Origin of the sequence: Streptomyces sp. NPDC096205, assembly GCF_044763135.1 — a bacterium.
Taxonomy (GTDB): domain Bacteria; phylum Actinomycetota; class Actinomycetes; order Streptomycetales; family Streptomycetaceae; genus Streptomyces.
In genome coordinates, this window is the sequence record NZ_JBIWFS010000010.1 from 64,878 (window position 1) to 77,904 (window position 13,027).

Annotated in this window: 11 protein-coding genes and 4 pseudogenes; 6 read left to right on the forward strand and 9 right to left on the reverse strand. The window is 68.9% G+C overall.

All coding sequences use genetic code 11. The features are described from left to right. Positions 1-13 precede the first annotated feature (13 nt). Positions 14-1,264 carry an RICIN domain-containing protein gene (locus ACIQ6Y_RS32145; protein WP_404044296.1) on the forward strand — a complete coding sequence of 417 codons (1,251 nt, stop codon included), beginning with the start codon at positions 14-16 and terminating at the stop codon, positions 1,262-1,264. Between the two features lie 259 nt (positions 1,265-1,523). Here the strand turns inward: ACIQ6Y_RS32145 and ACIQ6Y_RS32150 are convergent, their stop codons facing one another. Both ACIQ6Y_RS32150 and ACIQ6Y_RS32155 read right to left on the reverse strand, forming a co-directional pair. Continuing rightward, on the reverse strand, positions 1,524-3,089 hold the full coding sequence (locus ACIQ6Y_RS32150; RefSeq protein ID WP_404045107.1) for an aldo/keto reductase: 1,566 nt from the start codon (positions 3,087-3,089) through the stop codon (positions 1,524-1,526). 46 nt (positions 3,090-3,135) lie between these two features. Continuing rightward, positions 3,136-3,477: pseudogene (locus ACIQ6Y_RS32155) on the reverse strand (transposase); the annotation flags it as partial. On the opposite strand from ACIQ6Y_RS32155, the gene ACIQ6Y_RS32160 reads away from it, so the two are divergent. Next, positions 3,457-4,449, forward strand: coding sequence for an immunity 49 family protein (locus tag ACIQ6Y_RS32160; RefSeq protein WP_404044298.1), 993 nt, complete (start codon positions 3,457-3,459; stop codon positions 4,447-4,449). The pseudogene ACIQ6Y_RS32155 and the gene ACIQ6Y_RS32160 overlap by 21 nt on opposite strands. 47 nt (positions 4,450-4,496) lie before the next feature. On the opposite strand, the gene ACIQ6Y_RS32165 is transcribed toward ACIQ6Y_RS32160, so the two are convergent. Further along, on the reverse strand, positions 4,497-4,901 hold the full coding sequence (locus ACIQ6Y_RS32165) for a squamosa promoter-binding protein 15 (protein ID WP_404044300.1): 405 nt from the start codon (positions 4,899-4,901) through the stop codon (positions 4,497-4,499). Positions 4,902-5,417: 516 nt separating this feature from the next. Then, complete coding sequence (locus ACIQ6Y_RS32170; RefSeq protein WP_404044302.1) at positions 5,418-5,612, reverse strand: hypothetical protein; 195 nt, start codon at positions 5,610-5,612, stop codon at positions 5,418-5,420. Between the two features lie 377 nt (positions 5,613-5,989). Here ACIQ6Y_RS32170 and ACIQ6Y_RS32175 point away from each other — a divergent pair, with 377 nt between their 5' ends. Together ACIQ6Y_RS32175 and ACIQ6Y_RS32180 are read left to right on the forward strand one after the other, a co-directional pair. After that, a complete protein-coding gene (locus ACIQ6Y_RS32175; RefSeq protein ID WP_404044304.1) occupies positions 5,990-6,997 on the forward strand; it encodes an alpha/beta fold hydrolase in 1,008 nt (335 codons plus the stop codon). Between the two features lie 279 nt (positions 6,998-7,276). Then, positions 7,277-7,696, forward strand: a complete 420-nt coding sequence (locus tag ACIQ6Y_RS32180; RefSeq protein WP_404044306.1) for a hypothetical protein — start codon at positions 7,277-7,279, stop codon at positions 7,694-7,696. Between the two features lie 318 nt (positions 7,697-8,014). On the opposite strand, the pseudogene ACIQ6Y_RS32185 reads toward ACIQ6Y_RS32180, so the two are convergent. Further along, positions 8,015-8,302: pseudogene (locus tag ACIQ6Y_RS32185) on the reverse strand (GNAT family N-acetyltransferase); the annotation flags it as partial. 1 nt (position 8,303) lies between these two features. Here ACIQ6Y_RS32185 and ACIQ6Y_RS32190 point away from each other — a divergent pair. Continuing rightward, positions 8,304-8,863, forward strand: a pseudogene (locus ACIQ6Y_RS32190) (IS5 family transposase); the annotation flags it as partial. 75 nt (positions 8,864-8,938) lie between these two features. Here ACIQ6Y_RS32190 and ACIQ6Y_RS32195 read toward each other — a convergent pair. Next, positions 8,939-9,565, reverse strand: a complete 627-nt coding sequence (locus tag ACIQ6Y_RS32195) for a CAP family protein (RefSeq protein WP_404044308.1) — start codon at positions 9,563-9,565, stop codon at positions 8,939-8,941. Positions 9,566-9,618: 53 nt separating this feature from the next. Further along, a pseudogene (locus ACIQ6Y_RS32200) lies at positions 9,619-10,026 on the reverse strand (transposase family protein); the annotation flags it as partial. Between the two features lie 61 nt (positions 10,027-10,087). On the opposite strand from ACIQ6Y_RS32200, the gene ACIQ6Y_RS32205 reads away from it, so the two are divergent. Next, on the forward strand, positions 10,088-10,573 hold the full coding sequence (locus tag ACIQ6Y_RS32205) for a phosphotransferase (RefSeq protein WP_404044310.1): 486 nt from the start codon (positions 10,088-10,090) through the stop codon (positions 10,571-10,573). On the opposite strand, the gene ACIQ6Y_RS32210 is transcribed toward ACIQ6Y_RS32205, so the two are convergent. Both ACIQ6Y_RS32210 and ACIQ6Y_RS32215 read right to left on the reverse strand, forming a co-directional pair. Next, positions 10,543-11,025: a glycosyltransferase gene (locus ACIQ6Y_RS32210; protein ID WP_404044312.1), complete on the reverse strand. Its 483-nt coding sequence runs from the start codon at positions 11,023-11,025 to the stop codon at positions 10,543-10,545. The two genes, ACIQ6Y_RS32205 and ACIQ6Y_RS32210, sit on opposite strands and share 31 nt — an antisense overlap. Before the next feature lie 1,142 nt (positions 11,026-12,167). After that, a complete protein-coding gene (locus tag ACIQ6Y_RS32215) occupies positions 12,168-12,782 on the reverse strand; it encodes an ATP-binding protein (protein ID WP_404044314.1) in 615 nt (204 codons plus the stop codon). Positions 12,783-13,027: the final 245 nt, after the last annotated feature.

Consider the following 13,027-nt stretch of genomic DNA (forward strand, 5'->3'; position numbering starts at 1 on the left):
GCTGAGAGCGATCGTGATCACGGCGGTACTCGGTCTGATCGCCGCCCTGTTCTCGCTCCAGCCCGCCTCGGCCGCAGCCAACCCCTACCAGCGCGGCCCGGACCCGACCGTGAGCAGCGTCGCGGCCCAACGGGGCACGTTCGCCACCACCCAGATCAGCGTGCCGCCCGGCAACGGCTTCAACGGCGCGAAGATCTACTACCCGACCGACACGAGCCTCGGCACGTGGGGCGCGGTCGCGGTCGTGCCCGGTTACACCGCCAAATGGGACGCCGAAGGCGCCTGGATGGGGCCCTGGCTCGCCTCCTTCGGGTTCGTCGTCATCGGCATCGACACCAACAGCCCCACCGACTACGACACCGCTCGCGGGACCCAACTCCTCGCCGCACTCGACTACCTGACCCAGAAGAGCCCGGTGCGCGACCGCGTCGATCCCAACCGACTCGGAGTGATCGGCCACTCCATGGGCGGTGGCGGTGCCATCAGCGCGGCCGAGCGGCGTCCTACGCTCAAAGCAGCGGTCCCGCTCGCCCCCTTCTCCCCCTCACAGAACCTGTCCACGCTGCGGGTGCCAACGATGATCATGGGCGCGCGGGACGACACCACAGTCACCCCGTCCTACCTCGACGGCCTCTACGGCGGCATGCCGGCTGCCACCCAGAGCGCCTTCGTCGAACTCACCACCGGCGGGCACGCCTTCCCCACGTACACCAACTCGAACGTGACGCGCCGCGTGATCCCCTGGCTGAAGATCTTCCTCGACAGCGACACCCGCTACACGCAGTTCCTGTGTCCCTCGCTCGCGGACACGACCGGTGTCTCCCGGTCCCGGACCAAGTGCCCCTACATCCCGCCAGGCGGGACGACCCCGCCGCCGAGCGCGGGATCAGTCGTCGGCGCCGGCTCCGGCCGCTGCCTGGATGTACCCAACTCGTCCCAGACCAACGGCATCCAGGTACAGCTGTGGGACTGCCTGGGCAGCACCGGCCAGAAGTGGGCCCGTACCGACGCCGGCAAACTGCGCGTCTACGGCACCAAGTGCCTGGACGCCGAGGCGTCGGGAACCGCCCCCGGCACACGGGTCGTCATCTGGGACTGCCACGGCGGCTCCAACCAGCGCTGGGACGTCAACGCGAACGGCACCATCACCAGCGCCCAGTCCGGCCTGTGCCTGGACGCGTACAACGCCGGCACTGCCAACGGCACCCAAGCCGTCCTGTGGAACTGTAACGGCGGCTCCAACCAGCGGTGGGCCCTCGGCTAGGACGGCCCAGTCCGCAGGCAGGAAGGGCTGAAGTGCCGGGCGTCGCCGGCACTTCACCCTGTGCTGCTCGTTCCACCTCTCGCGCAGTTCGTCGTTGCGATCCTCGGTCACCCCACAGGACGACCGCCGGCCCTCGCCATGGCGAGCCGAGGGGGGCCCGGTGACGTTGCGATCCTCGGTCGCCCAGAATGCGACCGCCACTAACGAGCTCGTGCACGGTAGGCAGTGAGACGTCGAGGACCCAGGCAGGGCTCGGTGTTCACATCTGCTGTGCTGGGATCAGGTCCGCGGTCTGCTGATGGGACAGCAGACCGGCGATGGCCTGGACGATGTCGCTCATGTGCTCACGGCGGCCGAAGTGGCAGGCCAGGGATCGCCAATTCTTCAGATGGGCGATGCCGTGCTCGACCCGGATGCGTCGTGAGGAGTGCGCCTTGCGCTGGCGCTCGTACATCTCCTCGTACCAGTCGGGGGCGTTCTTCTTGAACTTGCGGTGCGGTGGTGTCACCACGCGTCCGCCAGTCTGCGCGCCCAGACCCTGGTATCCGGCATCGGCGAGGATCTCGACCGCGGGCCCGTCGGCCAGGAGCTTGACCAGCCCTAACTGGCGGGCGTGGGTGATATCCGCGCAGCTTGCGGGACGGGTCGGGCTGCACCACAGCATGCGGCCCTCGCCGATCAGCGCCGGACGGCGTCCGTCGAGGCTGCCGAGCGCGTGCTGGGCCTCCCAGGCGCCCTCCCACAGCTTCCCGGACGCCTTGTCCTCGGGCGCGACTGCCAGCCGCAGCCATGCGGCCGCACCGGCGGTGGTGCGGGCCGGGGCGCCCAGTGTGCGCCCGGCCCATCCCCAGAACTCGTCCCCCGGCTCGACCGTTGCGGCCAGGGCCTTGGCCGCACGCAGGTGGTGGGCGCGCATGCGCTGCTCGGCGGCGGGGTCAGGTGGGGGTGCGTACACCAGTGATCTCCCGGAGTCGGGCGATGTCCAAAGGGGGGCGGCGAGCGCGTCGGCCGCCTGCTGCCAGGGTGAGGCACTGGAAGCGGACACGAGGACGTCCGTCACCCCTGGGCATGACGCGGTTGCCAGCAGGCAGGCCTGAGCAGGGGCCAGGCCCGGGCGGATGAGGTCGGCCATGCCGGCCATCTCCACCAGCTCCCCGCCGTGCAGCGGAGCCGACGCCATCACCCGCAGCCCTGCACCCGCGGCTGCCCGCAGCGGCCCGCGCCCGTCCAGGGCAAGCTCGATCGGTGCCATGCTCACCAGGCTGACCGGCAGCTGGATCGCGGTCAGGTGCTGCTTTTGGCCACCTGCCGCCTCGCGGGCCAGGGCCGTCAGGAGCGGCACGGAGAGGCCTGCGTCCGCGAACCCGCGCCAGGTGGCCACCCCGTATCCGGCGACGTGCCCGGCCGCCACCTCTTCCTCCACGACGGCGAAGGCGTCCCGGATCGTGCGGTACAGCGCGGCCCGGTCTCCGGCCATGGCCTGCTCGGGGTTGTGCAGCAGGACCAGGTCCAGGCGGTCGCGGCGCAGTTCGAGGCGGTTGCGCCGGATCTGCCAGCGCACGTATTCGGGTGCGAGGCTGTGGCCGGTGACCGCCTGGCCGCAGGTCAGTACTCCTTGGACGGTGGCGGCGCCGCCGGTCGCTGCGGTGAAGTAGCCGACCTTCGTGGACACCTGCACCTGCGGGTTGGCCGCCAGCGCACCGGCCAGCAGGGACTGTGCCCGGCCGGCATCGTAGTTGGGGGCGGTACCGATCCACCGGACGCCGGAGGCGGCCGCGAGCGCGGCGGCCTCCAGGAAAGTCCACCGACACGGCCCAGTTGAGATCCTCGTCCGCGTCGGCCTGGGCCATCAGCGCGATGAACACCCGCTCCCAAGTGCCGTCGACGGCCCACATCCGCAGCCGGTTGTAGACGCCTCGCCAGTTGCCGTACTTCTCCGGCAGGTGCACCCACTGCGTTCCGGTCTGGAACTTGAACGCGATCGCGTCGATCACCTCACGATGATCCCGCCACCGGCCACCTCGCCTCGGCGTGCGGTCCGGGAGTAACGGCTCGATCCTCGCCCACTGCGCATCAGTCAACGGCACACCCGGACCAACGACCGGCTGATCCAAACGAAACTGCCTAGCGCTGTCAGTGCCCGTTGATAACGTGCTTCGTCCAGTCGTGGAGTTCATGAAGGGACGGGGTACGTGCGGAATGTGACGTGTCATCAGGTCGGCGAGCAGCGGTTGGCCGAGGCGCTCGACGACATCGACGGGCGGGCCTACACGCGGTGGCACTCGCTGCGGTACGGCAGCATCTCGCCGACGTTGATCCGGGCAATTGCGGACGAACTGCTCGACCATGTCGCCGCGCGAACGGTGACGGAGCCGGGGCTCGACGCTGCGGCCGGCACGGTCGCCGTCACTGCTGCGGAGTGTGTGCACGGAGTGCTGAGCATCATGTGCTTCCCGAGCGGGGACCAGGAACTCCGGTTCCCCCTCGTCGGGGAGCGGATCAGCACGGACCCGGACGACGACGAGTTCGGGGACGGTCCCATCACCTTCCGCGACGTCGTCAAGGAGGCGCCCACCGCGCGGACCTGGCTCGACATGTTCGAGATGTGTGTCGTCAGCGGGCATGTGTGGGACTGGGAGCGGGTCACCGGACTGCTGCTGCGCGGCGAGTACGCGCCCGCCATCCGTGACGGCGTGCCCTACAACCCGTACACCTCTGTCTCCGACCCCGCCGACCTCGCCGCCATGGACGCCCTGTGCCCCTATCTCACCGAGGCGGCCGGGCATCTGCCCCGCGACTGGCCTACGGTTCCGCTGCACAAGCCGGACCCCGGGGAGCGCGCGGAGGCCGCCCGCCGGCTCGACGAGGTCGGCGACGCGCTGAGCGCGGACCAGCGGCTGCTCCGCATACTCCTCGACGACGACCAGCATGCCTTCGACGACGCCCTCGTCGCCCGGCTGGTCGCGTACCGGGAGAGCGTCGAGGCCGATGCCGGTGATCCCGCGCCCCGGTCCCTCCTCCCCCTCGGCACCCTCGCCCTGGCCTGCCTCGCCGTCCAGGTCCATGGGTGGGAACTCGGTGTCCGGTCCGGGTATCTGCCGTACGGTCTGCTGGGATCGCCGGACGCGCCGCGCCGGGCGTCGGAGGGGAACCGGAACAACTTGGGCTGCTGGGCCGCCAAGTAGGCCACCAACGCTCAGCGAAACCGCCGGAGTGACGCCACCGGCCCAGCTCACCCGTCCAGGTAGAAGCCCTCGTCCTCCTCGTTCGGCTGTAGCGGTGCAAACTGCCGCAGTTCATTGCCCCGGATCATCCACATGCGGAAGAAGCCTTCCTCCTGATCCATCACCAAGAGCTGGACCAGGTTCGGCTCGCGCCATGGCGTCTCGAACACTCGCTGCCTGAGGGCGTCAAGGTCGGCATGGTTCAAGGCACCCGCCCAGACCTCGCACTCAGGCTGCTTCCAGCCGCCCCACTGGTTGGTTTCAGCGCTGGTCAGCGAGTTCAGGAAACCCACCCCCCGGACCTCCGCTTGATCACGACGAGGGGCTTGTGTCTGCAACCACTCGCTCAACGCCTCCACACTTGCACTGTCAGCCATGTCAACCGAGATCATCACGTTCGCCACCCGACTCATAGCGATCGTTGTACTGGAACGGCCAGGGGTCCCGCTGCCACTTCCTCGAGCAGAGGCTTCAAATGCCCGGAGATGCATCGCTCTCCTTCGCCTCATTCTGAAATGATCCGTTAGCCGGGGCTTTCCGTGGGCCAGGGCCCTGGGGCGGCATGCTCCGGACGCGGGTACAGGCGGCACGGCTTTGCGTGGCGCTGATCGTCATCGAGCGAACGGACTGCTCAGCGGCCAGTTCTTGGAGGTGCGTCGGGTGGGAGGGCCAGAGGTAGACCGGAAAGGCTTGTCGCAGCGTGGAATGGAAGCCGCTGTTCACCGGCGTGGTCATCACCGCCTCCGACCGCATGCGCCTCTACTTCCGATCACCCGAGCGAAACCGCACCTACCGTGCGGACGCTTTGATCAGCCCATACAGGCCCCGGCCTGCTCGGCTCACTCGTCTCCCCCGCACTCCTGGCGAACGAGCCCCTGCACCCAGCCCTCCGACGACCCACACGGTGACGTGATCGTGGACCTCACCGACTACTGCTCGCCGACATCACCCGCCGCAGCGACTGCGCCGACGTCCTGCACGCCCTGATCCTCCTCGCCGACCACCTCGACCGGCACGGCGCCCTCATCGACTACGCGCGCCACCGCGCCCTGTGGACCAACCAGGCCCGCTTCACCGACCCACGCTGCTGGAGCGATCTGCAGCGCCGCCTGCGCTCGACCCAAGCCCCCCACCGTCGCGCACGCCCAGCGCTGGATCTTCCAGCCCTGACGGGCTCACCGCCACACCTCGGCCACTCGGCCCTCGCGCCGGCAGCCGGAGCGCAGCGCCAGCAGTACCAGCGCTTCCGCCGGCGCATCCTGCCAGCCGAAGCCGAACTACTCACCCAGACGGCGCGCACGATCCTCGATGAGCACGGCATCGACGAACCCGTCCAGTGGGCCCCGCGCGTCGGGCGGCTCCACGCCCGACACTGTCGAGGCGATGGCCGGCGATGCCGTGCTGTTCATCCGCGCCCTGGGCTTCGAGCAGGCCGACCTGCTCGACCTGACGATTGGGAGGCTTCACCGCCCAGGCCATCGCGGCAGAGGAGCCGCAGCCGGTGCGCAAGGTCATCCTCGCGGGCACAGGCCCCGCCGCAGACCCCGGCATCAACAAGGTCACCGCGCTCACCCTCCAGGAGATCCTCAAGGGCTTCCTGACCCGCAAAGACCCCAAACAGTTCCTCTACTTCACCGACACCGAGCACGGCCGCAAAGAAGCGCGCGCCTTCGTGGAACGGCTGAAGGAGCGTACAGCCGACCGCGACCAAGCCATCTCGCCAACGTCGTTCCGTGCCCAGCTGAGGGCCATCCGCCATCGGGGCCTCCAGCCAGCGGCCGACCCGTCCCACATCGGCCGGCCGGTCCCGGCGGCCAACGGCGAACGCGACCGGATGGTGCCCAGCGAGAACACAATAGACCTCGCCGCGCGGCTCCCCCGGGGCGAACTCCTCCCCCTCTACCCGGACGCCGGACACCGGACACCGGACACCGGACACCGGGGGCAACTTCCCGTACCACGACGAATTCGCCGCACAGGCACTCGGATTCCTCGAACCGTAGCCAGACCGTGGCCCGACTGCACTAACGCATGGAAGGCATGGGAGGAGATCGTGCCACTCGGCTACAGAGGCAGTTACCAGCGAGTTCGCGCCTACTTCCGCACAAAACGCCTTTCGGTCGATCCGGTCACCGCACCCCCGCCCGCGCCCCGCACCGTCGCCGGCTGGATCCTCCGCCACCCTGACTCCCTCCCCGAGGTCAAACACTTCCGGCTCAAGGCCGTCCTGGCGCACTGCCCCGAACTGGAAGCTCTCGCCGGACATATCCGCTGCTTCGCCCAGATCCTCACCGAGCGGCAGGGTCAACGGCTGCTCGAGTGGCTCGACCCAGTCCGCCAGGACGACCTGCCCGGCCTCCACACCCTCGCCGCGGCATCGATCGCGACCGGACCGCGGTCATCGCCGGACTCACCCTGCCCTGGAACTCGGGGGTCGTGGAAGGACACGTCAACCGCATCAAGATGCTCAAACGTCAGATGTTCGGCCGAGCCGGCTTCGCACTCCTGAGGAAACGAGTGCTCCTCGCTCCATGACCGATGCCCACACGTGAAACGCTTCCGGCATCATCGATCCACCCCACCGCAGCAGCCGCGAATGTCCAAGACTGCCGACAACGTCTCGTGTTCGCGCGTGGGCGAGTAGAGGATTTCGGTCTTTTGCTGAACACGTGGCTACTTCACGCTCTAGCAGGGGTCCGTTGGCTGCTGATTGGCTTCTTCCGACGGACAACCGGGTGTCCTACCCGGTTGTCCGGGCGCCCATGTTCGTCCGAGGAGAGGAAGAGCCATGCGCAAGCTCTTGATGGTGATGGTGGTGGCCTTGATGGCGGCGATCGGTTTCGCCGCGCCGGCGCAAGCCGCCCCCGTGTCCATGCCCTACGGCTTCGCCTACGGCAACAGCACCGCCACCGGAACGATCAACTTCTCCGACGGGTACACCGCCAGCGTGTCCGGCGTCGTCCACGCCGCGAGCGGCCGACGTCAGGTCTGCGCCACTGGGTTTAACGGCGACGTGGTGTCGGACCCGCCCGTCCTCTGCAGCCCGTGGGCGTACGCGGGCGGGCAGAATCCGTCCTGGGGCGGACCACTGCAGATTGCGCGCCCGGGCGGCGTCTTGGAGGTCTACATCCTGATGTACGACGAGAACGACACCAGGCTGGCCGGCGTGGTCTGTACCCGCCGAGGCTGTTCGCGGCTACAGATCTGAGCCGGCCACTCCGACGGCGGTCAGCCCTACCCGGTGGCCTACCTCGGAGCCGAGCAGCAGCGCGTGGGTGCCAGCCGAAGTCGAGGATGTCCGGGAGCGGGGCCCGGCCGGATGCTGTAGGGCGCAGCCGCTGTGCTGAGCGGATTGCCGGCGTGCGGTCAGCTCGTTCTTCCAGCCCTTGGGCGGGGGCCAGGCGATGCCCCACTCAGTAGGTGGTTTTGAACCAAACTGCTGGTGGGTGCCACCGACTGAGTTTCCAAGTGCATAGAGCGGGACGTCGTTCGTGTGGCTGGTGCAGGAGTGACGAAAGACCCGGGTTCAGTCCAGCTCCAGCATGCCAACCGTTTGGTCTCCGCTGGTCTCGCCGGTTGGTCGGAAGCCGAGCGCCAGGTAGAAGCCTGTGGGGCCATCCGGTCCGGGATGCCAGGTGGTAGTCAGGCGTGTGCCACCTCGGCGCCGGATCTCAGCAGCTACGGACTCCACTGCGAAGCGCCCGTAGCCCCGGCCCTGCTTTCCGTCTGCGATGTTGAGACGCCAGAGTCCGGAGCGAAAGTCGGTGCTTTTGCCGGTCCAGTCGATGTGGAAGAAGGCCATGAGGAACCCGACGGACTCCACCATCGTGCGCGCTCACCAGCACGCTGCCGGAGCCCGCAAAAAGGGGCCCCGGCCGGAGAGCCGGACGATCATGCCATCGGCCGGTCCCGCGGCGGACTGACCACGAAGATCCACCTCGCGGCCGACGGCCGGTGCCGGCCGCTGGTGTTCGTCCTCACCGCCGGTCAGGCCGGAGACGCACCGGCCTTCACGGATGTCATGGCCCGTCTGCGCGTTCCCCGCTCTTTGGGACGGCCCCGCACCAGGCCGGACCTAGTCCTGGCTGACAAGGCGTACTCCTCCCGCGCGATCCGCGACCACCTGTGCAGACGCGGCATCCTCGCGGTGATTCCGGAACGGGCCGACCAGCAGGCCAACCGGCGGCAGCGCGGACAGGCGGGCGGCAGACCGCCGGCCTTCGACCGCGAGGCATACAAGCAGCGCAACACCGTCGAGCGGTGCATCAACCGACTGAAGCAGTGGCGCGGCATCGCCACCCGCTACGAGAAAACCGCGACCATCTACCTCGCCGGACTTCACATCGCGGGCATCTTCCTCTGGTCCGCCCGCTGATCCAAACGAAACCGCCTGGTCGCTTCTTCCGGACCACCTCTCCGACCGAGGGTGGCAAAGAGCCCGGCCATGGCCTCAGCCTTCGCCGACCGGCCTTCCCACGTTCTCGCGGAACTTGCCGATGACGATCCCGGCGGGACTGTAGTTGCAGACGATGAACGTCTGGTGCGACTCCCCGCCCTCCGGATACCCCGAGGCCCGGCCGCAGCCGATGACGTCGGTGTCCTTCCACACGACCTGTGTGAAGGAGGCGGTGTCGGGTGAGTAGCCGGGCCGGTCCCAGTCGTAGCCGCCCGTCCAGCGGGCCTCGTACCAGAGCTGCACGGCCTCCGCGCACGTCGCCGGCTCGTTCTCGTAGGTCGCGAACCAGTAGCGGTTCTCCCCGTACCCCTTCGACCCCGGCCCCGGCGGCGTGGAGAGCCCGTCCAGCGTCGAAGCGGCCTGGGCGCGCTTGATGGCGTGCTCGATGGCCGCGTCGTCCAGGGCCAACGGCGGGGCGCCGTGCTGGGCACGGTAGGAGTTGTGCGCGGCGAGGCACTCCTGGTTGAACGCCTCGTCCGTGGTGTGGGGCAGAGGGGGCCGGCGGTCACCCGGTGCCTGCACCGCTGCTGCGGGAGCAGCCGCGTGAGCGAGGGCGGGAAGGGGCGCGAGCGCCGCGGCGGCGAGCACGGCGGCAGCGAGTGCATGCTTGGTTGCCTTCATGACCGAAGGAACGATCATCAGGACCCCCCGTCACGCGAGGACGCCGAAAGGGGCAGCTTGCCGGCGGGGTTGGCGACGACCTGCACGTTCACGCCGTGACGGCGGTGCTTCTGCGAGAAGTCTGCACGGCTGTCGCCGACGCGGTCGCATTCGGCGAGGGTCCCGTCGAGCAGGACGTGGTCGGGATCGGTCTCGCGCAGGACGCGCAGGAGGCCGGGCGCCCTTCGGGACAGATGCTCGACGACGGCCTTGACGTAGGCGTGGTCGGTGCCGACGGATATCCCGAAGCCGACGGCGATCTGCGCGAGTGGGTCGTGGCGGCGAAGGTAGATCAGGCCGACGAGGGCACGCTGGTGGGGCGGGAGCTTGCAGCGGCGGTCACCCTCACAGGTGACGATGAGCATGGTTACCCACTCGACGAGGGCATGCGGCAGGTCGAGTACGGCAGGATAGGGAACCAACGAGGCTCCTGCGCTGATGAGTTGAGACGTCGAACACCTCTCTCAACGGCACAGGAGCCTCGTGCGTTGCGGACGTCGATCCCGTCACCCATTCAGTGGCCACTCTGAAAACGCTCACTGTCCGCGATCCGCGACGCCTGAGGGTGACCATGGGTGGACGCATGGCGACGTGCAGTACCGGAATCTCCTCTGGGAAGGCGGGGCGCTTGCCGCCATCCGGGACTGGGACCGGATCGCGGTGCGCCCGTACGCGGAAGAGGTCGTACGGACAGCTCAGGTCCAGTTCGGTGTCGGCGGGGTGTTCGACCTTGCGCGGGTGTCTGCGTTCGTCGGGGGCTACCGGTCCGTGGTGCCGCTGGAGCGGTCTGCGCTGGTGGATGGTGCTCGGCGGCTGTGGTGGAAGCGGATGACTGACTTCTGGCAGCTGGAGTTCCACTACGACCGCGGTGACTTCTCCTTCGACGACCTGTTCACGGCGGACGAGGCACTGCTGCACTGGTGGACGGACCGGCTGGATCAGGTCGAGGACGCGGTCGCCGCAGGGTAGATCCCGAGGCCTTCGAGGTCCGGCAGGCGGGGACGCGCGAGGACTGCCGCTCGTTGCCGACCCTGCTCACCCAGGGTGCGGTGGTCAGCGGTGCGGATCGCGTCCGCCCACTCTTCCGCATCGGCCGCGGCGGGAAGCACGATGCCCGCGTTGCCTATGGCTTCGGGGATGCCGCCGCGGTCGGTGCCGATGCTCGGGGTCCCGTGCAGCGCGGCTTCGATGATCACCCGGGGGAAGGCGTCCTCCACTGCGGACGGCACGAGCAGGACGCGGTGGCTGCGGTAGAGGGGACTCATGTCGTAGACCCTGGGCACGTAGGTCACATTGGGGTAACCGGCGAACTGCTCGGCGGTGTTCCACCAGCCTTCCACCAGGGTGAAGCGCTGCTCGGGCATGCGGCGGATGAGCTGGTGCAGGAGGGCGGCGCCTTTCGCCGGGATCGGGTTGACCATGAGCACGGCCCTGGTTCGCTCGCGGCGGTGCTGCCACGGGCTCGAAGGTGTGAAGGGCGGGTACAGGACGGAGAGCCGGGTGCCGTCAGGCCGGGGCGCACGTCGGAGAACGAACTCGGAGACAGTCAGTCCATGGTGCGGATGGCCGTCGAGCACGCCCAGTTCCGTCCTTTTCGCGTTCCCCGTCAAGTCGTTGTGTTCAGCTCCAGGTGGTTGCCGTCGCGGTGCCACCACGCCCGGATCCCGATCACAGGAACGCCGTCAGCGACCCGCTGTGGTGGGGCCGCTGACGGCATTCGGTCCGGGCCGGAGCAGGAGCAGGGCGATGTCGTCGTGGCGGGGGGAGTGTTCGGCGTGGTGGATGAGGCTGTCGGCCAGGGCGTCCAGGTTGCCAGCTTCCGATGTCGTCAGATGGTCGGCGAGCGAACGGGCCCCGAGAGCCCTGCCCCGCACCAGTCACACCGAACGTCACGCGTATATGGACAATACGCCCGCCTTGCTGAGACGGCGCGAGATTCCGCCGCGGATGCACGGTGGGATCTCGCGCCGGACGCCGATGGGATACCAGTGGCGGCATGTGGTCCGGCGGCGTTGTGAGCCTGAGCGGTGCCGAGGGGCAGGGTGAGCCAGCCGGCGGCGCCTAGGGCTCTGCACATCATGGGCGGAACCGTAGTTGCCTTGCTCGTTCCGCGACCGTCACGCGAAGCGGTGATCTCACTATGGTGCCTGTGTGCCCGCTTGCCTTGGTGGAACTGCCTGAACCCGGCCCGGGCACTTCGTGGCGCAGGACAAGCCGAGCAGTGCAGTCCGTCTTACCTATCAGGAGCTCGCCGATCAAGCGTCCCAGCGGGCAGGGTCTCCTGCCCCGCCCAGCGGCGGCCGGGCAGGTCGATGATGCCGACGAAGACGTCGACTGCCTGCCCTGGGCAGCTGACCGAACGCGGCCTCCAGCTCACCGGTCCCCTATGTCGGCGCCTGACCGCGGGCCTCCGGGAGGTCAATGACGGCGGTGTCGGCGAACAGCGGTGAGCATGCTGGGTCTGCCGTCGTAGTCGCCGGGACAACAGCCCTACGCGAGGTGAAAGCGGGAGCGTGGCCGTGGCGGCACCGCAAATGCACGGTGTACTCATCGCCGTACGGCCTCAAGCGTGCCGACGAGCCCGACCGGTCACGGGGCCGGCGTGTATGGCAGGACGAACCAGACGGTTTTGCCTCGGCTGTGGCGGCAGACGCCCCACGCGATGGCGAGCGCGTCCAACAGCGGCAACCCTCGGCCGGACTCGGCCGGTTCTTCGACGGTGGTCTCCGGCGTCCTGTCGCCCCGTGGGGACGCGGTCCGGCCGCTGACCGGTGGGGCAGGGGCCGGGGACGCCGGCTTCTGCCGTACCGCGGCCGGTGCGCCCGGTCCCCCAGTTCGGGTCCTGATCCTCGACCTCGCACTCCACCAGGCCCCACCGCAGCCTGGCTGTGACCAGCACGCGGCTGGTATCGCGGGCGTGCAGAACGGCATTGCCGACCCGTTCGCTCAGCAGCAGCATTGCCGACTGGGCGCTGTCCTCGGACACTGCCCATCTCTCGAGGACGGCCCGCAGCCAGCTGCGGGTGTCTCGGACGTTCTCGGGGCGGCTGGCCAGCAGCATACGCTCCTGCGCCGTCCTCCAGGGGCGGCCGGCGGCGGGGCTCTCGCCTGCTGCCGTGCCGGGCGGGGTGGGGAGGGACGGGACCGCGGCGGATGAGGCGGTAGAGGAAATGAACATCGGGTGGACCTTCTACGCAGGCGTGTGATCCCGGCGGGAGCGGGCACGGCCGTTTCGGTGGGTGGTCCGGCTGGGTGCGGGCAAGCGGTGCGCGGTCGGCCTGCACCGTGTCGGCGTGCGCTTCGTGCGTGTTTGCGGGCCGGTACCGGGCTTGGTTCAGAGGGGCCTTAGCTGTACTCGGACGCCGCGTTGGCGTAGTCCGAGTATCGGCATCCGATGGCCCTGGTTTTTGGTGGCCTGGTCTG

What these genes read in the sequence shown, in the direction of transcription:
- ACIQ6Y_RS32215 (WP_404044314.1), bottom strand. Translation starts at nt 12,782, where the DNA reads ATGTTCATTTCCTCTACCGCCTCATCCGCCGCGGTCCCGTCCCTCCCC.
- ACIQ6Y_RS32165 (WP_404044300.1), bottom strand. Translation starts at nt 4,901, where the DNA reads ATGAGTCGGGTGGCGAACGTGATGATCTCGGTTGACATGGCTGACAGT.
- ACIQ6Y_RS32180 (WP_404044306.1), top strand. Translation starts at nt 7,277, where the DNA reads ATGCGCAAGCTCTTGATGGTGATGGTGGTGGCCTTGATGGCGGCGATC.
- ACIQ6Y_RS32210 (WP_404044312.1), bottom strand. Translation starts at nt 11,025, where the DNA reads ATGGTCAACCCGATCCCGGCGAAAGGCGCCGCCCTCCTGCACCAGCTC.
- ACIQ6Y_RS32195 (WP_404044308.1), bottom strand. Translation starts at nt 9,565, where the DNA reads ATGAAGGCAACCAAGCATGCACTCGCTGCCGCCGTGCTCGCCGCCGCG.